Below are 20,356 nucleotides of genomic sequence, written 5' to 3'. Positions count from 1 at the left end.
CGCTAAGACTCGCTCCTGCCCTGCACGTCCGCCACCACGCGCGCATTGCGCTGGAAGCTCCAGTAGGCGCTGGCCCAGTCCATCATCACCACGATGCGGTTGCGGAAGCCGATCAAGAAGTACGCGTGCGCGAACAGCCAGAAGAGCCAGGCCAGGCGACCGCTGAAGCGTAACGGCCCGAAGGGCGTGCCCAGGTCCACCACCGCTGAGTTGCGGCCGATGGTGGCCAGGTTGCCGTAGTCGCGATAGCGGAACGGCGCGGTCGGCTCGCCCTTGATGCGGCGCAGAATGTTCGCGGCCGCGGCGCGGCCCATCTGCTTGGCGCCGGGCGACACGCCGGGCACCGGCTTGGGCGGCTTGCCGGGCGCATGGCTCAGGGCCGCCGCAAGGTCGCCCACCACGCTGATCTCGGGATGGCCGGCCAGGCTCAGGTCGGGCTCGACCTTGATGCGGCCGGCGCGGTCGCACTCGACACCGGTCGCCTCGCCCAGCATGCGGCCCAGCGGAGACGCGGCGACGCCCGCCGCCCACACCACGCAGCTGGTGTCGATGCGGTAGCTGGTGGCCCCTGCGCCGTCCGCGCCGCCGCCTGACTGCACTTCGAGCCCGGTGGCGTCGATGGCCGTGACGCGTGCATTGAGCCGCACCTCGACGCCGAGTTTTTCCAGCTGTTCCAGCGCTTTCTGGCTCAGGCTCTCGGGCATGGCCTGCAGCACGCGCGGCCCGCCTTCGATCAGCAGCACCTGGGCGCTGCCGGGGTCGATGTGGCGGAACTCGCCGGAAAGCGTGTGCTTGGCAATTTCGGCCAGCGTGCCCGCCATTTCGACACCGGTCGGCCCGGCGCCGATCACCGCGAAGGTGAGCAGGGCGCGGCGGCGCTGCGGATCGGTGGCGGTTTCGGCCGCCTCGAACGACATCAGCACGCGGCGGCGGATTTCGAACGCGTCGGCCAGCGTCTTGAGGCCGGGCGCGACGGGCGCCCATTCGTCATGGCCGAAGTAGCTGTGCGTGGCACCGGCCGCGACGACCAGATGGTCGTACGCGACGCGGTTGCCGTTGGCCAGCTGCACCGCGCGCGCCGAGGTATCGATGGCGCTCACTTCGCCGAGCAGCGTGGTGATGCGCGGCTGCTGGCGGAACAGGGTGCGCACCGGCGCCGCAATCGACGGTGCGGCCAGCCCGGCGGTCGCCACTTGGTAGAGCAGGGGCTGGAACAGGTGGTGGTTGGTCTTCTCGATCACCGTCACGTCCACGTCGGCGCCTTCGAGCTTGCGGGCGGCTTCGAGCCCGCCGAATCCGCAGCCGACGATGACGACACGGGGGCGGGCGGAGGCGTTGTTCGTTTGCATCGAGCGGATGATACGCAGGCGCCCTGCACGTCAGCCCATCTTGTGCCAAAGTGGCTCCCCCGCCGATCGGGCGGCCCCCGCGGCACAGGGCAGGGCGGGCACTTGTCCTACGTGATGCGGCAACACCGATCGGCTACAAATTGCGGTTGACCCGACTGGAGACACCATGACGCTTTCCCGGCCGATCACCCAGGCGGCAAGCGCGCTGCGCGACAAGTTCCGCGAAGTGCGCGCCGCCAGCCTGGCACTCGCCGCGCCGCTCTCCGCCGAAGACCAGTGCATCCAGTCGATGCCCGACGCGAGCCCGACCAAATGGCACCTGGCGCACACCACGTGGTTCTTCGAGACCGTGCTGCTCCAGCCGCATGCCGTGGGCTACCGGGCCTTCGATACCCGTTTTCAGTACCTCTTCAATTCGTACTACGAGGCGCTCGGCCCGCGCCATCCGCGGCCGCAGCGGGGGCTGCTCACGCGGCCTTCGGTGGACGAGGTGCATGCCTACCGCAGCCATGTCGACGAGGCGGTGCTGGCCCTGCTCGACGGCGGCATCGGCGACCAGGACTGGGCCGCCATCGAGCCCATCGTCACGCTTGGCCTCCATCACGAACAGCAGCATCAGGAGCTGCTGCTCACCGACATTCTTCATGCGCTGTCGTGCAACCCGCTGCTGCCAGCCTACAAGCCCGCCTCGGGGCCCGCGCTGCGGCTCGCTGCCTTGCCGCCAGCCATGCGCTGGCTGCCAAGGCCTGGCGGCGTGGTCCAGGTGGGCCATGAAGGACAAGGCTTTGCCTTCGACAACGAAACGCCGCGCCATGCGGCGCTGCTGCAACCCTATGCCATTGCCGACAGGCTGGTGAACTGCGGCGACTACGCGCAGTTCATTGCCGACGGCGGCTACCAGCGGCCCGAGCTCTGGCTGTCCGATGGCTGGGCTGCCGTGCAGGCGCAGGGCTGGCGGCATCCGGCGTACTGGCTCGCGGCGGACGATCCGCGGCTTGGAGCCCAGCAGCAACAGGGCGGTTGGCAGGTGTTCGGCCTGCACGGCGTTCGGCCCATGGAAGCCGATGCGCCGGTGTCGCAACTCAGCTTCTATGAAGCCGCCGCATACGCCGAATGGGCCGGCGCGCGGCTGCCGACCGAGTTCGAATGGGAGGCCGCCTTCGACGCGCCCGGCATCTCGCAGATGGCCGGCCATGTCTGGCAGTGGACCCGGTCCTCCTATGACCCATACCCTGGGTTCCGGCCCATGCCCGGTATCGCGGCCGAATACAACGGCAAGTTCATGGTGGGTCAACTGGTGTTGCGCGGTGGCAGCGTGGCCACCCCGGCCGGGCACACGCGGCCCAGCTACCGCAACTTCTTTCCGCCGGCCGCGCGCTGGCAGTTCTCGGGGCTGCGGCTCGCGAAAGACGTCTGAATCATGCGCAATCCAACATCTTCGTCCTCCATTTCGTTTGCTGCAGCCGCGCAGCGCCAGCCCGCGGCGCCCGTCGCCGCGGCCGTGCCGCTCCTCTCCGAATTCGGCCGCGAGATGCAAGCCGGCCTTGCGCGCAAGCCGCGCCGGATTTCGCCCAAATATTTTTATGACGCAGCGGGTTCGCAGCTGTTCGATCGCATCTGCGAATTGCCCGAGTACTACCCCACGCGCACCGAGCTGCGCATCCTCGGCGAATGCGCGGGGGAGATCGCCGGGCAGATCGGTCCCGGCGCGGAAATCGTGGAGTTCGGCGCCGGCTCGCTCACCAAGGTGCGGCTTCTGCTCGATGCGCTCGAATCGCCCCGGCGCTACCTGCCCATCGACATCTCGGGCGAACACCTGGAGGCCGCCGCCGAGCGGCTGAAGGCCGACTACCCCAGGCTCGCGGTGCAGCCGATCGCAGCCGACTACACGATGCCCCTGGTACTGCCCGCGCCACTGCCCGGTGCGGGCAAGCGCGTCGGGTTTTTTCCCGGCTCGACGATCGGAAACTTCGAACCCGACGAGGCCCTGGCGTTTCTGCAGCTTGCGGCGCGGATGCTGCGCGGCGGAGGACTCCTGATCGGCGTCGATCTGGTGAAGGACCCGGATCGCCTGCATGCGGCGTACAACGACGCGCAAGGCGTGACCTCGGCGTTCAACCTCAACCTGCTGCGGCGCGCGAATGCCGAACTCGACACGGATTTCGACATCGACGGCTTTGCGCACGCGGCGTTCTACAACGCGCCGAAGCAGCGAATCGAGATGCATCTTGTGAGCCGGCGGGCGCAGGCGGTTTCATTGAATGGCGAGTTATTCGGCTTTGATGAGGGCGAGACGATTCATACGGAGTACTCGCACAAGTTCACCGTTGAAGGGTTGCGGGCGCTGGCTGTGAAGGCGGGGTTTCGGCCTTTGGCGGTTTGGACGGATCCGGAGAGGCTTTTTAGTGTGCATTGGTTAGGGGCCTGATTTAGGTTCCGAGGCCGGGTGTCGCCCCGACGGGCGACTCACTTTCTTTTGCTTCGCCAAAAGAAAGTAAGCAAAGAAAAGGCGACCCCACTGTCTGCGACCCCTTCGCTTTGCTACGGGGCAACCTGCGGTGCTCGGGTTTCGCGGGGTCTCGCAGAACTCGCTTCGCTCAAACAGCTGCGAGCCCTGATCCGCGAAACCCTGCGCTCCTCGGCGCATACAGAGGGGCTTGGAGACCGAACGGGCCTTTGCTTCGCTCGGCCACCAGGCCACCGCGGCGCTGCGCGCCGCGGTGAAGCAAAGAAAGTGAGTCGCCCAGCGGGGCGAGACCCGGCCTCGGGAAGAAAACAAGCCCACATACACCCGGACAGAAGGCATGCCAAAAGCAGAAGGCACAATATCCCTTCCCCGTGCGGCAGCCGCAAAACAGCCAAGCGCCCCCGCATCCTCCCTTGGAGAGAGCAAGACATGAGAGCAACCTGGAACGGCGTCACCATCGCCGAAAGCGACGACACCGTGCTCGTCGAAGGCAACCACTATTTCCCGATGAGCTCGCTCAACCGCGACCACGTCACCTTCAGCAACCACAAGACCACCTGCCACTGGAAGGGCACGGCCAGCTACTACTCGCTGCTGGTCAACGGTGAGCTCCATACTGACGCGGCCTGGTACTACGCCGACCCGAAGCCCGAAGCCGAGGAAATCCGCGACCGCGTGGCGTTCTGGAAAGACGTGAAAGTCAGCGCGTCGTGACCACGGCCGCATTCGCACCGCCGTTCATCCAGCCAGCCGAACTGCCGGCCGCCCTGCGCGAACAAGGCTATGCGGTGCTGAGCCCGCAAGGCGTGAGCGACTGGCTCGGCGTGCCGCTCGCGCAGCTCGAGGCGCTGCACGCCGACTGGAACGATCTTCCACCGGACGAATACCTGAAGGACGGAGGCCGCTACCGCACGAGGCGCCACGCGTGTTTCACGGTCGAGGGCGAGTCAATCGCGCAGGTGCCGCACCGCGCGCACTGGCAGCCGGTCGAATACAACGCGCTGCACGGCGGCATGCAGCGCTGGTTTGCGCCCATGCACGAAGCCACCGTGGCGCAGCCGGCATGGCAGCGCCTGCTGCAACGCCTGGGCGAAGCGGCCAGCAACATGCGCGCCGCCGCGGCGCAGCCATGGTTCGTCGAAGCGCATCAGTTCCGCATCGACACGGCGGGCGGCATCGGCCGGCCCACGCCTGAAGGCGCGCACCGCGACGGTGTCGACCTGGTGGCGGTGGCGCTGGTCGGGCGCAGCGGCGTCAAGGGCGGCGAAACCCGTGTGTTCGAAGCCAATGGGCGGCGCGGCGAGCGCTTCACCATGACCGAGCCATGGACGCTGCTGCTGCTCGACGATGCGCGCGTGATCCACGAGTCCACGCCCATCCAGCCGCTCGAAGAGGGTACCCCCGGCTGGCGCGATACCCTTGTGGTCACTTGCCGCGCTCAGGGTTTCCAGGGGGATTGAGCCCGCTGGCTTGAGTCCTACAGTCAGGCCCCCGCGCAGGGGGTAAATTCGAGGGACGGTTCGGTTGCGAGCCGCGCCTGTCCGCGAACGAAAAAGTGAGGTCCGCCATGTTCAATCACATCCTGGTTCCGATCGACGGCTCCGAAACTTCCATGCTCGCGGTCAGCAAGGCCAGCGGCCTGGCGCTGGCGTTCGGGAGCCGCATCACGCTGATCCACGTGATCGACAACTATCCTTTCATCGGCGTGGGTGCGGACTACGCACTGGGCCAGAACGAATACCTGGCGGCGGCCACCGCGAGCGCGAATGCGGCCCTGGCGCGCGGCGTTGCGGCACTTGCGGCCGAAGGCCTGCACAGCGACCAGCGCGTGATCGACGGCCACGTGGTGCACGAAGGCATCGTCGACACCGCCATTGCCATCGCGGCCGACCTGATCGTCATGGGTTCGCATGGCCGCAGCGGCATCGAGAAGCTGCTGCTCGGCAGCGTCACGCAGCGCGTGCTGCAGGACGCGCCCATGCCCGTGCTGGTGGTCAAGGGCGGCTGAGCAGCGAGAAGTCCGGAGGGCTTTCGAATCGAAGGGTCTGCTGCGTCGCCGGATGCACGAAGCCCAATTCGCTCGCATGCAGCAGCAGGCGCGGGGCGCGCGCCTGAACCTCTTCACTTCCGTAGAGCGCATCGCCAAGGATCGGATGGCCGATCGAGAGCAGATGCACGCGCAATTGATGCGAACGCCCCGTGAGCGGCTCCAGCAGCACGTGTGTGGCAGCGGCGAGGTCGCCTGCCGGCGATGAGTGCAATACCCGCCAGCGCGTGACGCTGGGCTTGCCCGCCGCGTCGACCTTCTGCAGCGGGCGCCGAGGCCAGTCGGCCATCAGCGGCGCATCGATGACCGACCATTCGTCTCGCACGGGCATCGCGCCATCCACGATGGCCTGGTAGCGCTTGTGCACCAGGCGATTGGCAAAGGCGTCGCCGAGGGCACGCTGCATGGCGGCGCCGCGCGCCATCAGCACGAGTCCGCTGGTGGCCATGTCGAGCCGGTGGACGATCAGCGCGTCGGGCCATTGCCGCATGGCGCGCGCGCTCAGGCAATCCTGCTTGTCTTCGCCGCGTCCGGGCACGCAGAGCAGGCCGGCGGGCTTGTTCAGCACGAGCAGATGGGCGTCCTGGTAGACGAGGTCGATGGCGTCGGTGTCCGGCATGAGTGCCGAGAGTGTAGAGAGCCCACGCTCATGCGCGGCTCATGGAGCCTCGGCTATCCTCGAACGAATGTCCGGCCCTGCTTCCGCCCCTGCCTCCGCTTCCGCCTCCCCGCCCCCGAGCTTTTCCGAACTCACGCGCGAGCGCCCCTTCATGCGGATGTGGGTGGCGCGCCTCTTCGGCACCGCGGCCTCGCAGATGCTCCTGGTGGCCATCGGCTGGCACATGTACGAGCTCACCAGCAGTGCCTGGGACCTCGGGCTCGTGGGCCTTTACCAATTCGTTCCCGCGCTGTTGCTGGCGCTGCTCGCCGGCCACGTGGTCGACCGCCATCACCGGGGCCGCATCGTGGCGGCCTGCTTTGCGGTGCAGGGGCTGGTGGCGCTGGTGCTGCTGCTCGCGGTGGTGCAGCGCTTCGACACGCGCGGCCTGCTGCTGGGCCTCTCGCTGGTGCTGGGCGCTGTGCGGGCCTTCCAGATGCCCGCGCAGCAGGCGCTGACGCCGCTCTTGGTGTCGCCCATCATGCTGCCGCGCGCAATGGCCTTCAGCTCGGCCGGCATGCAGGGCGCGATCATCGGCGGACCGGCCCTCGGCGGCCTGCTTTTCGTGGCCGGCATGCAGGTGGTGTACGGCGCCAGCGTGCTGTGCTTCGCGGTGGCCTGCGGCCTTGTATTGCGGCTGCGCTATGTCCATACGCCGGCCGCGCGCGAGCCGGTCACGCTGGCCACCGTGTTTGCCGGCGTCGATTTCATCTGGAGGCGCAAGCCCGTGCTCGGCGCCGTGTCGCTGGATCTTTTCGCGGTGCTCCTGGGCGGTGCGGTGGCGCTGCTGCCGATCTACGCCAAGGACATCCTGCACACGGGGCCCTGGGGGCTCGGCCTGCTGCGCGGGGCGCCGGCGGTGGGGGCGCTGGTGATGTCGATCGCGCTCACGCGCCGGCCCATCGAGCGCAACATCGGCCGCACGCTGCTGATGGCCGTCGGGCTCTTCGGGCTGTGCATGGTGGTGTTCGGAATTTCGCGCAGCTTCATCGTCTCGCTGATCGCGCTGATGGTGTCGGGCGGCGCCGACATGGTCAACGTGGTGATCCGCCAGACCCTGGTCCAGCTCGAAACGCCCGACGCCATGCGCGGCCGCGTGAGCGCGGTCAATTCGATCTTCATCGGCGCCAGCAACCAGCTGGGCGAGTTCGAATCGGGTGCCACCGCGGCGCTTCTGGGGCCGGTGGGCTCGGTGGTGGTCGGCGGCGTGGGCACCATGATGGTGGCGCTGGGCTGGTTCAAGCTGTTCCCGTCGCTGGCGCAGCGCGATCGGCTGGTGGTGGCAATGCCGGCGGCGGCCATCAAATAGCGCGAAGCGGCGCAGCGGCCTTTTTCAGAACACCGAAAACGCCTGGGGCGCATCGATCGTGAGGTCGCCTTGCGCCTCGGCCACGCAGGGAAGGATCCAGCCCTCGGCCTTTTCCTCGGCGCTCAGTCCGGGCCATTCGATGACATGGCGGATGGCGCCCGACACCAGTTGGCAGATGCAGGTGCGGCAGGTGCCGTTGCGGCAGGAGCTCGGCATCTCGATGCCGGCCGCCTCGGCCGATTTCAAAAGCGTGGTGCCGGCCTCGGCCTCGAAACCGAGGCCCGACGGTTCGAGTCGAACCCTCATCGCTGTGGCGGCTGCTGCTGTTGTTGCTGCTCGCGGCGCTGTTCGCGCAGCATGAAGAGATAGAGGCTCTCGACCTTCTCGCGCGCCCAGGGCGTCTTGCGCAGGAACTTGAGGCTGGAGCCCACGCTCGGGTCGATCGCGAAGCAGCGGATGGGAACCAGCTCGCCGAGCCGCTCCCAGCCGTAGTAGTCGGCCAGCGCCGTCACGATGGCCTCCAGCGTGAGCCCGTGCAGCGGGTTGCGAGGCTGGGCCGGCTTGGCGGGCGCCGGTGGCGGCACAGGCCCCGCTGGTGCCTCATCGGTCACTTGTTCTTGAGCTTGCCGCGCGGAATCACCGCCGTGGTGATCGTGCGGACGGGTTCGATGCCGCCGGTGCCTACCGGCTTGGGCGGCGAGGTGTCCTTCTTCGGTTTCTTGGCTTCCTTGTTCGCGCGTTGTTGACCTTTTGCCATATCGACTCCTTTTGATGCTGCGTATGCGGCGTATGTAATGGGAAGTTTAGCGGTGCGGCGACAATACGCGGTTCCATTTGATTTCCCCGCATCCATGTCAGATTACGAAGTTCGCCCCGCCACCATGCGCGACGCCAAGGCCGTCGCCGAAGTCCATGCCCTGGCCGCCAAGGCCGCCTACGAAGGCATCCTGCCCGAAGAAGAGCTGCGCTTGCTGGCTCCCGCCTCGCGTGAAGCCAAGTGGCGCGAAGCCATCGAGTTCAGCGAGCCGCAGGTGCAAGTCGCGGTGCTGGACGGCGAAATCGTCGGCTTTGTCGGCTTCGACCGCTCGCGCGACCCCAAGACGCCGTCCACCACGGGCGAGATCTGGGCCATCTACGTCAAGCCCGAGCACTGGGGCAAGGGCATCGGCGTCGCCCTCTGGGACGCCGCGCGCGAAGGCCTCGAGGAAGAGGGCTGCACCACGGTCACCGTGTGGGTGCCCATTCGCAACGACCGCGCCATGCGCTTCCACGAGCTGGCCGGCTTCAAGCGCGAAATGAAGACCGCCAAGACCACCGCGCTGGGCACCGTGCGGGTCGAAGAGATCCGCCTCAAGCGCAGCGTCGCCTGACGCCAACGACGCGCCCACCGCGTACGGGTATTGCCGGCGCGGGCGGCGCTTGCGGCTAAGCTCGCCGGTTCTTTTTCATACCGATTCTTGCCATGGCCACCAGCCTGCTTCTGCTGCTCGACGACATCGCGACCGTCCTGGACGACGTCTCGATCCTTACCAAGCTCGCCGCCAAGAAGACGGCCGGCGTGCTGGGCGACGACCTTGCGCTCAATGCGCAGCAGGTGTCGGGCGTCAAGGCCGACCGCGAACTGCCGGTGGTCTGGGCGGTGTGCAAGGGCTCGTTCATCAACAAGGCCATCCTGGTTCCGGCGGCGCTGGCCATCGGCACCTGGCTGCCCTGGCTGGTGACGCCTCTGCTCATGATCGGCGGCGCCTTTCTCTGCTTCGAAGGCTTCGAAAAACTCGCGCACAAGTTCCTGCACAAGAAGGAGCACGAGGCCGACACCGCGCGCCACGAGCGCGCCGTGGCCGACGAGACCGTCGACGTGGTGGCGGTCGAGAAGGACAAGATCAAGGGCGCAGTGCGCACCGACTTCATCCTCTCGGCCGAAATCATCGCCATCACGCTGGGCACCGTGCAGGGTCAGCCGTTCACCACGCAGTTCGCGGTGCTCGCTGGCATTGCGCTGATCATGACCGTCGGCGTCTACGGCCTGGTCGCCGGCATCGTGAAGCTCGACGACGCGGGCCTGTACCTGAGCCAGCAAGCCAGCAAGGCCGCGCAGGCTTTGGGGCGTGGCATTCTCGCTGCGGCGCCATGGCTCATGAAGGGGCTGTCGGTTGCGGGCACCGCGGCCATGTTCCTGGTCGGCGGCGGCATCCTGGTGCACGGCGTGCCCGCATTCGGCCACGCGGTCGAAGACTGGGCCAAGGCCACGGGCGGCGTGTTCGGCGCGCTCGGCTCGATGGGGGTGAACGCCGGCATCGGCATTGTGGCGGGCGCCATCGTGCTGGCGGGCGTGGAACTCGTGGGCAAGCTGCGCGGCAAGAAGGCCGCCTGAGCGCTTGCGACCCGCGGGCCGTGGGCCGCGCTTGCCCGCGCTATTTGCCGCGCTGAAAGAGGCCGACCGCCACCAGCGCCACGCCCAGCGCCAGCGCGAACCAGCCGACCACGTAGGCACCGGCCACCATGTCGAACCAGCGCGTGCCTTGCAGGAAGCGCGGCGCCAGCAGAACGGCGGCGCCGATCGCCAGGCAGAGAATGCCGCGTTCGATCGTGCGGAGTTGTCGTTTGGGTTGCGCCATGGCGTTGCGTTCAGGTCAGTTTGCGTCGAGCGTCTATTCGGTCAGTGCGACATTGTCCCGCGCATCGCGGCCGGATGCCCCTGCAGCGGAAACGACTTGCCCGTCGGCACCAGCGTGTCGCCGTCCACGCGCAGGATCGTGATGTCCTGGTCGATGAAGTTGCCCACGTACAGGTACTTGCCGTCCGCACTCCACACGGCGCCTTCAGGCAGGCCACGCACCACCACTTCGTTGGCGCGCGTCACCTTCTTGCCGTCGATCTTGAGCAGCACCACCGAGCCGTTGCGGTTGTAGAAGTAGGCGTTCTTCGCCGCGTTGCTGCCGCGCAGGAGCACGGCCACCGCATGCCGGCCGGTCGGGCTCACGGCCAGGCCTTCGGGGCCGTCGCCCACTACCACCTTGTCGACCACGCGCGGCGGCGTGGCCTCCAGATCGATCACGCTCACCGTGTCGATCTGCCCGTCCGACGCGCCCGAGTTGCCGTTGTCTGCCGTGAGCGCGAGCTTGCCGTCCGGCGTCACGTCGACGTTGTAGGGCCAGAGGCCGGCCGCAAGGTCCACCTTGTTGTAGCTCACCTTCTCGCCGTTCACCTCGAGCAGCGCGATCTTGTGGGTCGGGAACTTGGCTGCGAGCGCGCGCTTGCCGTCGGGCGTGAAGCGCACGTGTGCCACCGAATCGTTCATGGCCACGGTGTCGATCAGCGTCACCTTCTTGCCCGCGATGCGCAGCACGCTGACCGAGTTGTCGGCGCGATTCGCCACCAGTGCGAGGTCGCCCGCGCGGTTGATCGACAGGCCCGAAGGCTGCTTGCCCACGGTGAGCGTGTCGATCAGCTTGGGCGGCGTGGTGGTCAGGTCGATCACGAAGAGCCGGTTGTCGGGCACCTGCTTGCGCACGCCGTTCTCTTCCACCACGTTGAGCGAGTTGGCCACCAGCGCCAGCGTTTCGCCCGGCGTGATCGCGAGGTTGGTCGGCGGGCCGGCAATGGTGTTGTCGAGCTGCAGCGTGCCCACGAGCTTCGGTGCGAGCGGGTCGGTGCCGATGTCGAGCACCTGCACCGTGTCGCGGCCCATCGGACCGAGGATCACGGCACCGGCGTCGCTCCACGACTGCTTTTCGTCGTTCGCCACCAGCATCAGCTGGCGCTGCGGCACGGTGGGGGTCAGGTTGGTGCAGCCGGCGAGAGCGGCCAGGGCCAGGGCGGCCAGTGCGGCCGGATGGAATTTCATGAAGCGGTCTCCGTGTTGTAGGTCTTTGTGCTGCGGGCCGCGCGCGGCCGCAGCGCATGGTAGCGGCACAATGGATTGACCCAATTTCCAGGAATCGAAGAGCAGCCCTCATGACCATCGAAATATCCAAGGAAGCACGCCAGCAGGCCATCGCCTCGATCGAGCGCTACTTCAACGAGAACATGGAAGAGAAGATCGGCAACATCGCGGCCGGCGCGCTGCTCGGTTTCTTTCTTGAAGAGGTCGGCCCCATCGTCTACAACAAGGCCGTGGCCGACGTGCAGGAGCGCCTCCAGTCGCGCATTTCGGAAGTCGATCTCGAAGTGCACGAGGACGAATTCCAGTACTGGCGCAAGTTCGACCGGCCGAAAAAAGGCAGGTAGGCGTGGCGCCCGCCACGAAAAGATGCTTCCAGACGTTGCAAAATCCCAAGCCATGCAATCACACCGCACGCCCAACCGTTTCGCGCCTTCGTCGTCCTCGCGGCTGCGCACCTTCGTCGCCTTGCCGCTTCTCATGGTGGCCGCATCCATCGCCAGTGCGCAGCAGGCGCCCTCGGACTTCCCGCTGGACTCCGTCGGCTACCTGAACGAGGAGCTGCCTCGCATGGAAGCAGCCATTGCCGCGAAGGACCGCAGCTTCTTCCACGGTGCGATGGCGCGCACGGTGCAGTTTTCCGAGCGCTGGGGCTTCAAGGCGCAGGCCAATCCCGACCTCGCGAAGTACCCGATGTGTACCGAGGCGGTGATGGACTATGTGGTGGTCGGCATGTGCAAGCTGAATCCTTCGGGCGACGGGTGCGAGCCCGGGCTGGCGCCGCGCTTCGAGGCCAATGTGCAGCGCTGCCGCGAGATTGCCGCGCGAAAATAGGCGTCCCGTCTTTCGACGAAAAAAGAAAATCCTCGCACGCATTGCGAGGTGGAGACACGCCATGGACTACGCCCGCTACCAGACCCTTGCCATCACGCGCCGCGGCATCGGCGATACGGTGCTCGACATCCAGATGCGCGCGACCAACGGCAAGCTGCCCACGGCGGGCCATGACGGCCATCGCGAACTGGCGGAAATATGGCGCGACGTGTCGGCCGACGACACGGTGCGCTGCGCGGTGCTGCGGGGCGAGGGGCTGGGCTTCTCGGGTGGCGGCGACCTGGCCATGGTGCAGGACATGACCACCGACGACGCGGTGCGCCAGCGTGTCTGGAAAGAAGCACGCGACCTCGTCTACAACCTCATCAACTGCGACAAGCCCATCGTGAGCGCCATGCATGGCCCGGCCGTGGGCGCGGGGCTGGTGGCGGGCCTGCTGGCGGACATCTCCATTGCCAGCAAGGGCGCGAAGATCGTCGACGGCCACACGCGCCTGGGCGTGGCCGCGGGCGACCATGCGGCCATTGTCTGGCCGCTCTTGTGCGGCATGGCCAAGGCCAAATACCACCTTTTGCTGTGCGAACCGGTGAGCGGCGAAGAGGCCGAGCGCATCGGCCTGGTGTCGCTCGCGGTGGACGAGGCCGATCTGCTGCCGCGCGCCTACGAAGTGGCGGACCGGCTCGCGGCCGGCAGCCAGAGCGCGATCCGCTTCACCAAGTACGCGCTCAACAACTGGCTGCGCCAGGCCGGGCCGACCTTCGACGCTTCGCTGGCGCTCGAATTCATGGGCTTCGCGGGCGCCGATGTGCGCGAGGGCGTGGCCTCGCTGCGCGAGCGGCGAGCGCCGAACTTCGGCTGATCAGGCCGGCGGGTAGGCGACGCCAATTTCGCCCGGGACCCACGGTGCGTACTTCCACATCGCACGCTCGAACAGCGGCGAAGCGGTCCAGCCCGCGAGCCAGGCGCGCAGCGAAGGCCAGGGCTGGCTTTCGAACCATGCGGGCTCGACCATTGCGAACTGCCGCACGAAGGGCATCACGGCCGCATCCGCCAACGAGGCCCGCGCGCCGAATAGCTGCCCGGAGCCGGCGAGCCGCGCCTCCAGGTCCAACAGGAACCGGACGCCCAACTCGCGCGCATCGGCGGACGAACCCTCGAATCGCGCCGGGTACTTGTAGCGGTCGAGCTGCGGCTTGAACTGGTTGTCGCAAGCGTTCACGAGCATGAGCATGTCGTCGAGCTTGGCGGCGTCGGGTTCCAACCAGCGCAACGGATCGTCGCGGCGCAGTGCCCACAGCATGATGTCCAGACTTTGTTCCAGCACCGTGGCATCGGGCAGCACAAGCACCGGCACCGTGCCCTTGGGCGAAGCCGCGAGCATCTCGGCGGGCTTGTTCTTCAGCACCACTTCACGCAGCTCGCAGCGCTCGCCGCTCGCGGCCATTGCCAGGCGCGCGCGCATCGCGTAGGGGCAGCGGCGAAAGCTGTAGAGAACGGGCAGGGCAGGGTGTTGCATGGCGCGCAACAGTCTATGCCGACCGGCACGGCAGTGGAAAAGCCGGCGTCCACCAAACGCAACATGGTTGCATTGGTTCCTATAATGCAATTCTGTTGCATATAGGGCCATACCCATGACCGTCCGCCTTCCCGTCACCGTGCTGTCCGGTTTTCTCGGCGCCGGCAAGACCACGCTGCTCAACCACATCCTGCACAACCGCGAGGGGCGCCGCGTGGCGGTCATCGTCAATGACATGAGCGAGGTCAACATCGACGCGGCGCTGGTGCGGGGCGGCGGCGCGGAGCTCTCGCGCACCGACGAGAAGCTGGTCGAGATGAGCAACGGCTGCATCTGCTGCACGCTGCGCGAAGACCTCCTCGTCGAAGTGGGCCGGCTCGCGAAGGAAGGGCGCTTCGACCAGCTCGTGATCGAATCGACCGGCATTTCGGAGCCGCTGCCGGTGGCCGAGACCTTCACCTTCGCGGGCGAAGACGGCAAGAGCCTTGCCGACGTGGCGCGCCTGGACACCATGGTCACCGTGGTCGATGCCTTCAACTTCCTGCGCGACTACGGCTCGCCCGACAGCCTGGGCCAGCGCGGCCAGTCGCTGGGCGACGAGGACACCCGCACCGTGGTCGACCTCTTGATCGAGCAGGTCGAGTTCTGCGACGTGCTGGTGGTCAACAAGACCGACCTCGTCACGGCCGAAGAGCGCGAGCGCCTGATGGCCATCCTGCGCAGCCTCAACCCGCGTGCACGCATCGAGGCCTCGGAGTTCGGCCGTGTCGCGCTCGACCGCGTGCTCGACACGGGCCTGTTCGACTTCGAGCAGGCCGAACGCGCGCCCGGATGGCTGGCGGAACTGCGCGGCGAGCATGCGCCCGAGAGCGAGACCTACGGCATCGGCAGCTTCGTCTACCGCGCACGGCTGCCGTTCCATCCCCAGCGCTTCTGGGACCTGGTGCAAAGCGAATGGGAAGGCGTGGTGCGTTCCAAGGGATTCTTCTGGCTCGCGAGCCGCGCCACGCGGGCAGGCTCATGGTCGCAGGCCGGAGGTGCTTGCCGCCACGGAGTCGCCGGCCTGTGGTGGGCCGCAGTGCCGCGCGAGCACTGGCCTTCCGACGAGGAAGCGCTCGACGCCATTCGCAAGAACTGGGACCCGGGCACCGGCGATGCACGGCAGGAACTGGTGCTGATCGGCATCGGCATGGACGAGCCCGGCCTGCGTGCGCGGCTCGACGCCTGCCTGCTGACAGAGAGCGAAATGCGCTCCGGCGCTTCGTGGTGGACGAACTTCCCCGATCCTTTTCCGTCCTGGAACGCGTAGCTCCTGGGCTTCAGCCCCTGCATTCCCCGCAGGTGCCGTGCAGCGTGAGCGCGGTGTGGCGGGTGTCGATGCCTTGCTTGCGCAGTTCCCGGCCCAGGCGGCTCATCACCTTGGGCAGCTCGGGGTCGGAGGGCAGGGCCAGCACCTTGTGGCACTGGTCGCATTCGAAGATGTTGCCCGAAGCGGCTTCCACGTGGCGCGAAAAGCGGTTGACGCGGTCCGCGCCCACGCGGCGGTCGCACAGGCCCGCTTCGACCAGGCGGTCGAGCACGCGGTAGATGGTCACGCGGTCGGGCGCCTCGCCGGTGGCGGCGGTGTAGGCGGCAACCACGTCGTCGTGCGTGAGCGGCTGCGAGGCGCGCGCGAGCAGTTCCAGCACTGTTTGCGCGGCGCGCGTCACGCGCAGGCCCCTCTGGCGCAGCAGGGTTTCGCTGTCGGGCGCCTTGGCGGCGGGAGGGGGCTTCGGGTGCAGGCTCATGGGTTCTTCGCGGTACCGCCATTGTGTTGCATTCCGTGAGACCGCGCCCCGGCCGGCCCGAATGCGCTAAGGTCTGGTTTTTCGCGTTTCTGAATACCTTCTTCCGAACCATGTCCCGCTCCCCGATCGAAATCGAAACCGCTCCCCATCCCACCGCCACGGTGATCGTGATGCACGGCCTGGGCGCCGATGGAAACGACTTCGTGCCGATTGCCAACGAACTCGACCTGTCGAGCGTGGGCCCGGTGCGCTTCGTGTTCCCCAATGCCCCGGTCATCCCCGTCACCATCAACGGCGGCTACCAGATGCCCGCCTGGTACGACATTGCCGTGGCCGACCTGGCCGCGCGCGAGGATGAGGCGGGCCTGCGCCGTTCGCAGGCCACCATCGAGACGCTCATCGCCAACGAGAAGGCCCGCGGCATCGCGGCCGGCCGCATCGTGGTGGCGGGGTTTTCGCAAGGCTGCGCCATGGCGCTGATGACCGGCCTGCGCCACACCGAGCGGCTGGCGGGCATCGTCGGGCTCTCGGGCTATCTGCCCATTGCGGCCACCACCGCAGCCGAGCGGCACGCGGCCAACCACGAGACACCGGTCTTTCTGGCCCACGGCCGGCAAGACCCGGTGGTGCCGCTCCAAAGGGCGCTGCAGTCGCGCGACGCGCTCATCGCGCTCGGTCATCCCGTCGAGTGGCACGAGTACACGATGGCGCATTCGGTCTGCATGGAGGAAATTGCCGACCTGAACCGGTTTCTTCTGCGCGTTCTGGCTTCCTGACGCTTTTTTCGGCACCTTCACGCATACGCCACAAAGCAGGAGACGACACCATGATCCTCGTCATCGGACACGCCATGGCCAAGGCAGAAACCCTGCACGCGATGCTGGCCATCAGCGTGGAGCATGTGCTGCGTTCGCGCACCGAACCCGGCTGCATCTCGCACGAGGTCACCACCAACGTGCAGCAGCCGCTGCGGCTCACCTTCGTGGAGCGGTGGAGCGACATGGCGGCGCTGAAGGCGCATTTCGGCGTCGAGGCCTCGCGCGCGTTCGCGAAGGCACTGGCCGCCATGGCCGATGGCATGCCGCAGATCTTCGTCTACGAGTGCAACGAGATCGATCTTGGAGAAGGGCGCGACTGAGGTTCGCGGATCGAATCCAGGCCGGTGCCGAAATTCCATGAGCCCATGAATGCTGCTATCAAAACCGTAGCGCCGCGGAGCATAGCGAAAGTCGGGATTCCCTGCACCAGCAATGCCCGCGCGGCCGTGCTACCTTCCAGCCCCTCAGAGAATGACGGGTCATAACAATATGAGCAGCAGATTGCAAGAGAGGTTGGGTGCACTCTCGACCACGCGGTTGAAGGGAATGCGGCGCGGCATCGAGAAGGAAAGCCTGCGCGCGCTCCCGGACGGCAAGCTTGCGCTCACGCCCCACCCGATCGCCCTCGGGTCCGCGCTGACCCATCCGCACATCACCACCGACTTCAGCGAGTCGCAGCTGGAGCTCATCACGGGCGTGCATGCGGGTGTCGAGTCGGCGCTCGAGGAACTGACCCGCGTGCACCAGTTCACCTACCGCGTGCTCGATTCGCTCGGCGACGAGCGGCTCTGGGTGTCGAGCATGCCCTGCGGCCTGCCGACCGACGAAACCATTCCGATCGGGCGCTACGGCTCGTCGAACGTCGGGCGCGCCAAGAGCGTCTACCGCATGGGCCTGAGCCACCGCTACGGGCGGCGCATGCAGACCATCTCGGGCATTCACTACAACTGGTCGCTGCCCGGCGTGTCGAGCGAACAATATTTCGCGCTCATCCGCAACTTCCGCCGGCATGCCTTCCTGCTGCTGTACCTGTTCGGCGCTTCGCCGGCGCTGTGTTCGAGCTTTGTCGCGGGCCGTCCGCACGAGCTCCAGGCGCTGGGCGACGGCAGCATGTACATGCCGCACGGCACCTCGCTGCGCATGGGCCGGCTCGGCTACCAGAGCGACGCGCAAGCCTCGCTGGCCGTGAGCTACAACAGCCTCGAAGGCTACGCCGCCTCGCTGCAGGACGCGCTCACGCGGCCTTGGCCTGCCTACGAGGCCATCGGCATCCAGAACCTCGGCGGCGACTACAACCAGCTGGGCACCAGCCTGCTGCAGATCGAGAACGAGTTCTACGGCACCATCCGGCCCAAGCGCGTGATCAACCCCGGCGAGCGTCCGCTGCATGCGCTGCGCGAGCGCGGTGTCGAGTACGTCGAGGTGCGGCTGATGGACCTCGACCCCTTCGAGCCGGTGGGCATCAACGCGCAGACGATGCGCTTCCTCGACGTGTTCCTGCTGCAGTGCCTTCTGAGCGACAGCCCGGCCGACACGCCCCAGGAAATTGCCGAACTGGCCCACAACCAGCACCTCACCGCCGCACGCGGACGCGAGCCGGGCCTGCAGCTGCTGCGCGGCGGGCGCAACGTTTCGCTGACCGACTGGGGCGTGGAGCTGGTCGAGCAATGCCTGCCCATCGCCGCGGCGCTTGACGCTGCCAATGGCGGCACGCAGCATGCCGACGCGGTGCGCGCAGCGCTTTCCGCCCTGCAGAACCCGGACAGCCTGCCCTCGGCGCGCGTGCTGGCTGCCGTCGAGGAGCGGCACGGCAACTCCTTCATCGGCTTCGTGCGGGCCCAGTCCGAGCAGACGCGCGCCACGCTGCTGGCGCTGCCGTTCTCGGCCGAGCAGCAGGCCGCGTTCGAGCACATGACCGAGGAATCGATCCAGGAGCAGAAGCGCATCGAGGCCGCGGACACCATGCCGTTCGAGATCTACCGCGAGCAATACGTGTCGCCGGCACGCCTGGGGCTCGGCCGCGGCCGGATGGCCGTCGCGGCCTGAACCGTCCCTGTCCTACGCGTCTCACCGTCACACAGCCCGCCTGACGACAGCGGCGGGGGCCGATGGCCTACAGGCATTGGCCGGCATGACCCACTGCGGGCGCCGCCACGGTGGCGACCATGGGAGCATGCATCCCGCAAGCTCCAGTTTTTTGTTCCGGCCCGCGGTTTGGCCGGAAATCCCGGTATGACTTTCAAGGCCTATCTTGTCGAGGACAGTGCCCTCATCCGTGAAAACCTCGTCGGTTTCCTTCACGACGTGGCCGACGCCGACGTGGTGGCCTGCGCCAGCAGCGAGGAAGAGGCAGTGCGCTGGCTGCGCCAGCATCGCGACGACTGGGACCTGACCATCGTCGACCTGTTCCTGGAGCGCGGCAACGGCCTTGGCGTAATCAAGGCCTGCCGCAACCGCAAGGCGAAGCAGAAAGTGGTGGTGCTGAGCAACTACGCCACGGCCGACATGCGCCAACGTTCCGAGCAACTGGGCGCCGATGCCTTCTTCGACAAGTCGGCCGAACTCGACCAGCTGGTCGCCTATTGCGAAACCCTGCGTCACGCGCGCGACTGAGCTGGCGGCCGGCCGGCAGGGTCGGCCTGCTTTTCTGAGGTAAAACGCCTCGCGGCCGCCATGGCCCGCACATCCCCATTCCCCAGCAAAGCAGCGAGAGCGACACATGAGCAACAGCATCATCGATTTCAAGGGCCGAGTGGCCATCGTGACCGGGGCGGGCGGCGGCCTCGGCCGCCAGCATGCACTGGCCCTGGCAGCGCGCGGCGCCAAGGTGGTGGTGAACGACCTGGGCGGTCCCGGCGACGGCTCCGGCGCCTCGGTGAGCGCGGCACAGGCCGTCGTCGACGAGATCAAGGCCGCGGGCGGGGAGGCCATGGCCAACGGAGCCTCGGTGACCGACTTCGACGCGGTGCAGGCCATGGTGCAGCAGGCTGTCGAGGCCTGGGGCCGGGTCGACATTCTGGTGAACAACGCCGGCATCCTGCGCGACAAGAGCTTCTCCAAGATGGAGCTTGCCGATTTCAGGCTGGTGGTCGACGTGCACCTGATGGGCGCCGTGAACTGCACCAAGGCCGTCTGGGCGCTCATGAACGAGCAGAAATACGGCCGCATCGTCATGACCACCTCGTCGTCGGGCCTCTACGGCAACTTCGGCCAGAGCAACTACGGCGCCGCCAAGCTCGCGCTGGTGGGCCTGATGCAGACGCTGAGCATCGAGGGTGCAAAGAATGACATCCGCGTCAATTGCCTGGCCCCGACGGCCGCCACCCGCATGACCGAGGGCCTGATGCCGCCGGAGGTTCTCGATGCGCTCAAGCCGGAGGCCGTGGTGCCCGCCATGCTGGTGCTGGCCTCCGCGGACGCGCCGAACCGCACCATCCTTTGCGCGGGCGCCGGCACCTTCGAGGCGGCGCACATCACCCTGACGCAGGGCGCCTGGCTCGGCATCGGTGTGGACACACCGGAACAACTGGCTGCGCGGCTCGCCGAGGTGACTTCGCGCGAGGGCGAGATCGTGCCGCAGAGCGGCACCGCGCAAGGCAGCAACGAGGTCGGCAAGGCCATGGCCGCAAACGCGCGCAAGGGCTGACGCGCACCCCCGTTCATGGCGCTTGACCTGAAGTGCACTCGA

26 protein-coding genes are annotated in these 20,356 nt (G+C 67.3%); 17 read left to right on the top strand and 9 right to left on the bottom strand.

The window, feature by feature from the left end:
* Positions 1–2: 2 nt before the first annotated feature.
* Positions 3–1,349, bottom strand: coding sequence for an NAD(P)/FAD-dependent oxidoreductase (locus ACJ7Z0_RS08260; protein ID WP_434789444.1), 1,347 nt, complete (start codon positions 1,347–1,349; stop codon positions 3–5).
* Positions 1,350–1,515: 166 nt separating this feature from the next.
* Here ACJ7Z0_RS08260 and egtB point away from each other — a divergent pair, with 166 nt between their 5' ends.
* The 5 genes from egtB to ACJ7Z0_RS08235 all read left to right on the top strand — a co-directional run bounded on the left by egtB (position 1,516) and on the right by ACJ7Z0_RS08235 (position 5,824).
* On the top strand, positions 1,516–2,766 hold the full coding sequence (gene egtB, locus ACJ7Z0_RS08255; protein WP_434789443.1) for an ergothioneine biosynthesis protein EgtB: 1,251 nt from the start codon (positions 1,516–1,518) through the stop codon (positions 2,764–2,766).
* A 3-nt stretch (positions 2,767–2,769) separates the two neighbouring features.
* The gene (gene egtD / locus ACJ7Z0_RS08250; protein WP_434789442.1) at positions 2,770–3,777 is read left to right on the top strand and encodes an L-histidine N(alpha)-methyltransferase; all 1,008 of its coding nucleotides are present in this window, start codon (positions 2,770–2,772) and stop codon (positions 3,775–3,777) included.
* 468 nt (positions 3,778–4,245) lie between these two features.
* Positions 4,246–4,530 carry a DUF427 domain-containing protein gene (locus tag ACJ7Z0_RS08245; RefSeq protein ID WP_431129479.1) on the top strand — a complete coding sequence of 95 codons (285 nt, stop codon included), beginning with the start codon at positions 4,246–4,248 and terminating at the stop codon, positions 4,528–4,530.
* Positions 4,527–5,276 (top strand): 2OG-Fe dioxygenase family protein, encoded by a 750-nt coding sequence (locus ACJ7Z0_RS08240; RefSeq protein WP_434789441.1) that lies wholly within the window; start codon positions 4,527–4,529, stop codon positions 5,274–5,276. Before ACJ7Z0_RS08245 ends, ACJ7Z0_RS08240 begins: the two co-directional genes overlap by 4 nt.
* A gap of 107 nt (positions 5,277–5,383) precedes the next feature.
* Complete coding sequence (locus ACJ7Z0_RS08235; protein ID WP_055799091.1) at positions 5,384–5,824, top strand: universal stress protein; 441 nt, start codon at positions 5,384–5,386, stop codon at positions 5,822–5,824.
* Here the strand turns inward: ACJ7Z0_RS08235 and ACJ7Z0_RS08230 are convergent.
* Entirely contained in the window at positions 5,811–6,482 is a 672-nt protein-coding gene (locus ACJ7Z0_RS08230; RefSeq protein ID WP_434789440.1) for an RluA family pseudouridine synthase, read from the bottom strand. The genes ACJ7Z0_RS08235 and ACJ7Z0_RS08230 overlap by 14 nt on opposite strands.
* Before the next feature lie 67 nt (positions 6,483–6,549).
* Between ACJ7Z0_RS08230 and ACJ7Z0_RS08225 the strand changes: the two genes are divergently transcribed.
* Positions 6,550–7,830 (top strand): MFS transporter, encoded by a 1,281-nt coding sequence (locus ACJ7Z0_RS08225; RefSeq protein WP_434789439.1) that lies wholly within the window; start codon positions 6,550–6,552, stop codon positions 7,828–7,830.
* 24 nt (positions 7,831–7,854) lie between these two features.
* Here the strand turns inward: ACJ7Z0_RS08225 and ACJ7Z0_RS08220 are convergent, their stop codons facing one another.
* Genes ACJ7Z0_RS08220 through ACJ7Z0_RS08210 form a run of 3 tightly spaced genes read right to left on the bottom strand, consistent with a single transcriptional unit; the run spans position 7,855 to position 8,587 of the window.
* Positions 7,855–8,136: a 2Fe-2S iron-sulfur cluster-binding protein gene (locus ACJ7Z0_RS08220; protein ID WP_431129488.1), complete on the bottom strand. Its 282-nt coding sequence runs from the start codon at positions 8,134–8,136 to the stop codon at positions 7,855–7,857.
* A complete protein-coding gene (locus tag ACJ7Z0_RS08215; protein ID WP_434789438.1) occupies positions 8,133–8,441 on the bottom strand; it encodes a VF530 family protein in 309 nt (102 codons plus the stop codon). Before ACJ7Z0_RS08215 ends, ACJ7Z0_RS08220 begins: the two co-directional genes overlap by 4 nt.
* Complete coding sequence (locus tag ACJ7Z0_RS08210; protein ID WP_015866429.1) at positions 8,438–8,587, bottom strand: hypothetical protein; 150 nt, start codon at positions 8,585–8,587, stop codon at positions 8,438–8,440. Before ACJ7Z0_RS08210 ends, ACJ7Z0_RS08215 begins: the two co-directional genes overlap by 4 nt.
* A gap of 94 nt (positions 8,588–8,681) precedes the next feature.
* On the opposite strand from ACJ7Z0_RS08210, the gene ACJ7Z0_RS08205 reads away from it, so the two are divergent.
* On the top strand, positions 8,682–9,200 hold the full coding sequence (locus ACJ7Z0_RS08205) for a GNAT family N-acetyltransferase (protein ID WP_093016032.1): 519 nt from the start codon (positions 8,682–8,684) through the stop codon (positions 9,198–9,200).
* A gap of 92 nt (positions 9,201–9,292) precedes the next feature.
* Positions 9,293–10,204, top strand: coding sequence for a DUF808 domain-containing protein (locus ACJ7Z0_RS08200; protein WP_434789437.1), 912 nt, complete (start codon positions 9,293–9,295; stop codon positions 10,202–10,204).
* A 40-nt stretch (positions 10,205–10,244) separates the two neighbouring features.
* Here ACJ7Z0_RS08200 and ACJ7Z0_RS08195 read toward each other — a convergent pair whose 3' ends face one another.
* A complete protein-coding gene (locus ACJ7Z0_RS08195) occupies positions 10,245–10,448 on the bottom strand; it encodes a hypothetical protein (protein ID WP_431129499.1) in 204 nt (67 codons plus the stop codon).
* A gap of 41 nt (positions 10,449–10,489) precedes the next feature.
* Positions 10,490–11,677 (bottom strand): lactonase family protein, encoded by a 1,188-nt coding sequence (locus tag ACJ7Z0_RS08190; protein WP_434789436.1) that lies wholly within the window; start codon positions 11,675–11,677, stop codon positions 10,490–10,492.
* Between the two features lie 110 nt (positions 11,678–11,787).
* Here ACJ7Z0_RS08190 and ACJ7Z0_RS08185 point away from each other — a divergent pair, with 110 nt between their 5' ends.
* The 3 genes from ACJ7Z0_RS08185 to ACJ7Z0_RS08175 all read left to right on the top strand — a co-directional run bounded on the left by ACJ7Z0_RS08185 (position 11,788) and on the right by ACJ7Z0_RS08175 (position 13,406).
* Positions 11,788–12,060, top strand: a complete 273-nt coding sequence (locus tag ACJ7Z0_RS08185) for a DUF2164 domain-containing protein (RefSeq protein WP_093016042.1) — start codon at positions 11,788–11,790, stop codon at positions 12,058–12,060.
* 52 nt (positions 12,061–12,112) lie between these two features.
* A complete protein-coding gene (locus ACJ7Z0_RS08180) occupies positions 12,113–12,547 on the top strand; it encodes a hypothetical protein (RefSeq protein ID WP_434789435.1) in 435 nt (144 codons plus the stop codon).
* 61 nt (positions 12,548–12,608) lie between these two features.
* Positions 12,609–13,406 (top strand): enoyl-CoA hydratase/isomerase family protein, encoded by a 798-nt coding sequence (locus ACJ7Z0_RS08175; RefSeq protein ID WP_431129511.1) that lies wholly within the window; start codon positions 12,609–12,611, stop codon positions 13,404–13,406.
* On the opposite strand, the gene ACJ7Z0_RS08170 is transcribed toward ACJ7Z0_RS08175, so the two are convergent.
* Positions 13,407–14,063, bottom strand: a complete 657-nt coding sequence (locus ACJ7Z0_RS08170; protein ID WP_434789434.1) for a glutathione S-transferase — start codon at positions 14,061–14,063, stop codon at positions 13,407–13,409.
* 115 nt (positions 14,064–14,178) lie between these two features.
* Here ACJ7Z0_RS08170 and zigA point away from each other — a divergent pair, with 115 nt between their 5' ends.
* Entirely contained in the window at positions 14,179–15,372 is a 1,194-nt protein-coding gene (gene zigA / locus ACJ7Z0_RS08165) for a zinc metallochaperone GTPase ZigA (protein WP_434789433.1), read from the top strand.
* A 10-nt stretch (positions 15,373–15,382) separates the two neighbouring features.
* Here the strand turns inward: zigA and ACJ7Z0_RS08160 are convergent, their stop codons facing one another.
* A complete protein-coding gene (locus ACJ7Z0_RS08160) occupies positions 15,383–15,850 on the bottom strand; it encodes a Fur family transcriptional regulator (protein WP_434789432.1) in 468 nt (155 codons plus the stop codon).
* A 110-nt stretch (positions 15,851–15,960) separates the two neighbouring features.
* On the opposite strand from ACJ7Z0_RS08160, the gene ACJ7Z0_RS08155 reads away from it, so the two are divergent.
* From ACJ7Z0_RS08155 to ACJ7Z0_RS08135, 5 genes are all read left to right on the top strand, one after another.
* The gene (locus ACJ7Z0_RS08155) at positions 15,961–16,626 is read left to right on the top strand and encodes an alpha/beta hydrolase (RefSeq protein ID WP_093016059.1); all 666 of its coding nucleotides are present in this window, start codon (positions 15,961–15,963) and stop codon (positions 16,624–16,626) included.
* Positions 16,627–16,676: 50 nt separating this feature from the next.
* A complete protein-coding gene (locus tag ACJ7Z0_RS08150; protein WP_434789431.1) occupies positions 16,677–16,988 on the top strand; it encodes a putative quinol monooxygenase in 312 nt (103 codons plus the stop codon).
* Positions 16,989–17,157: 169 nt separating this feature from the next.
* A complete protein-coding gene (gene gshA / locus ACJ7Z0_RS08145) occupies positions 17,158–18,714 on the top strand; it encodes a glutamate--cysteine ligase (protein WP_434789430.1) in 1,557 nt (518 codons plus the stop codon).
* A gap of 186 nt (positions 18,715–18,900) precedes the next feature.
* Entirely contained in the window at positions 18,901–19,281 is a 381-nt protein-coding gene (locus ACJ7Z0_RS08140; RefSeq protein ID WP_369655322.1) for a response regulator transcription factor, read from the top strand.
* A gap of 106 nt (positions 19,282–19,387) precedes the next feature.
* Complete coding sequence (locus ACJ7Z0_RS08135; RefSeq protein WP_434789429.1) at positions 19,388–20,314, top strand: SDR family NAD(P)-dependent oxidoreductase; 927 nt, start codon at positions 19,388–19,390, stop codon at positions 20,312–20,314.
* Positions 20,315–20,356: the final 42 nt, after the last annotated feature.

Origin of the sequence: Variovorax palleresanus (assembly GCF_051144945.1) — a bacterium.
Taxonomy (GTDB): domain Bacteria; phylum Pseudomonadota; class Gammaproteobacteria; order Burkholderiales; family Burkholderiaceae_C; genus Variovorax; species Variovorax paradoxus_S.
Note: the sequence above shows the minus strand (reverse complement) of the source record. Positions and strands in the feature narration are given on the sequence as shown.

What these genes read in the sequence shown, in the direction of transcription:
- ACJ7Z0_RS08135 (WP_434789429.1), top strand. Translation starts at nt 19,388, where the DNA reads ATGAGCAACAGCATCATCGATTTCAAGGGCCGAGTGGCCATCGTGACC.
- gshA (WP_434789430.1), top strand. Translation starts at nt 17,158, where the DNA reads ATGAGCAGCAGATTGCAAGAGAGGTTGGGTGCACTCTCGACCACGCGG.
- ACJ7Z0_RS08200 (WP_434789437.1), top strand. Translation starts at nt 9,293, where the DNA reads ATGGCCACCAGCCTGCTTCTGCTGCTCGACGACATCGCGACCGTCCTG.
- ACJ7Z0_RS08180 (WP_434789435.1), top strand. Translation starts at nt 12,113, where the DNA reads ATGCAATCACACCGCACGCCCAACCGTTTCGCGCCTTCGTCGTCCTCG.
- ACJ7Z0_RS08235 (WP_055799091.1), top strand. Translation starts at nt 5,384, where the DNA reads ATGTTCAATCACATCCTGGTTCCGATCGACGGCTCCGAAACTTCCATG.
- ACJ7Z0_RS08190 (WP_434789436.1), bottom strand. Translation starts at nt 11,677, where the DNA reads ATGAAATTCCATCCGGCCGCACTGGCCGCCCTGGCCCTGGCCGCTCTC.
- ACJ7Z0_RS08185 (WP_093016042.1), top strand. Translation starts at nt 11,788, where the DNA reads ATGACCATCGAAATATCCAAGGAAGCACGCCAGCAGGCCATCGCCTCG.
- ACJ7Z0_RS08205 (WP_093016032.1), top strand. Translation starts at nt 8,682, where the DNA reads ATGTCAGATTACGAAGTTCGCCCCGCCACCATGCGCGACGCCAAGGCC.
- ACJ7Z0_RS08170 (WP_434789434.1), bottom strand. Translation starts at nt 14,063, where the DNA reads ATGCAACACCCTGCCCTGCCCGTTCTCTACAGCTTTCGCCGCTGCCCC.
- ACJ7Z0_RS08230 (WP_434789440.1), bottom strand. Translation starts at nt 6,482, where the DNA reads ATGCCGGACACCGACGCCATCGACCTCGTCTACCAGGACGCCCATCTG.
- ACJ7Z0_RS08260 (WP_434789444.1), bottom strand. Translation starts at nt 1,349, where the DNA reads ATGCAAACGAACAACGCCTCCGCCCGCCCCCGTGTCGTCATCGTCGGC.
- ACJ7Z0_RS08245 (WP_431129479.1), top strand. Translation starts at nt 4,246, where the DNA reads ATGAGAGCAACCTGGAACGGCGTCACCATCGCCGAAAGCGACGACACC.
- egtB (WP_434789443.1), top strand. Translation starts at nt 1,516, where the DNA reads ATGACGCTTTCCCGGCCGATCACCCAGGCGGCAAGCGCGCTGCGCGAC.
- ACJ7Z0_RS08175 (WP_431129511.1), top strand. Translation starts at nt 12,609, where the DNA reads ATGGACTACGCCCGCTACCAGACCCTTGCCATCACGCGCCGCGGCATC.
- ACJ7Z0_RS08160 (WP_434789432.1), bottom strand. Translation starts at nt 15,850, where the DNA reads ATGAGCCTGCACCCGAAGCCCCCTCCCGCCGCCAAGGCGCCCGACAGC.
- ACJ7Z0_RS08210 (WP_015866429.1), bottom strand. Translation starts at nt 8,587, where the DNA reads ATGGCAAAAGGTCAACAACGCGCGAACAAGGAAGCCAAGAAACCGAAG.
- ACJ7Z0_RS08155 (WP_093016059.1), top strand. Translation starts at nt 15,961, where the DNA reads ATGTCCCGCTCCCCGATCGAAATCGAAACCGCTCCCCATCCCACCGCC.
- ACJ7Z0_RS08195 (WP_431129499.1), bottom strand. Translation starts at nt 10,448, where the DNA reads ATGGCGCAACCCAAACGACAACTCCGCACGATCGAACGCGGCATTCTC.
- ACJ7Z0_RS08150 (WP_434789431.1), top strand. Translation starts at nt 16,677, where the DNA reads ATGATCCTCGTCATCGGACACGCCATGGCCAAGGCAGAAACCCTGCAC.
- ACJ7Z0_RS08225 (WP_434789439.1), top strand. Translation starts at nt 6,550, where the DNA reads ATGTCCGGCCCTGCTTCCGCCCCTGCCTCCGCTTCCGCCTCCCCGCCC.
- ACJ7Z0_RS08220 (WP_431129488.1), bottom strand. Translation starts at nt 8,136, where the DNA reads ATGAGGGTTCGACTCGAACCGTCGGGCCTCGGTTTCGAGGCCGAGGCC.
- ACJ7Z0_RS08140 (WP_369655322.1), top strand. Translation starts at nt 18,901, where the DNA reads ATGACTTTCAAGGCCTATCTTGTCGAGGACAGTGCCCTCATCCGTGAA.
- zigA (WP_434789433.1), top strand. Translation starts at nt 14,179, where the DNA reads ATGACCGTCCGCCTTCCCGTCACCGTGCTGTCCGGTTTTCTCGGCGCC.
- egtD (WP_434789442.1), top strand. Translation starts at nt 2,770, where the DNA reads ATGCGCAATCCAACATCTTCGTCCTCCATTTCGTTTGCTGCAGCCGCG.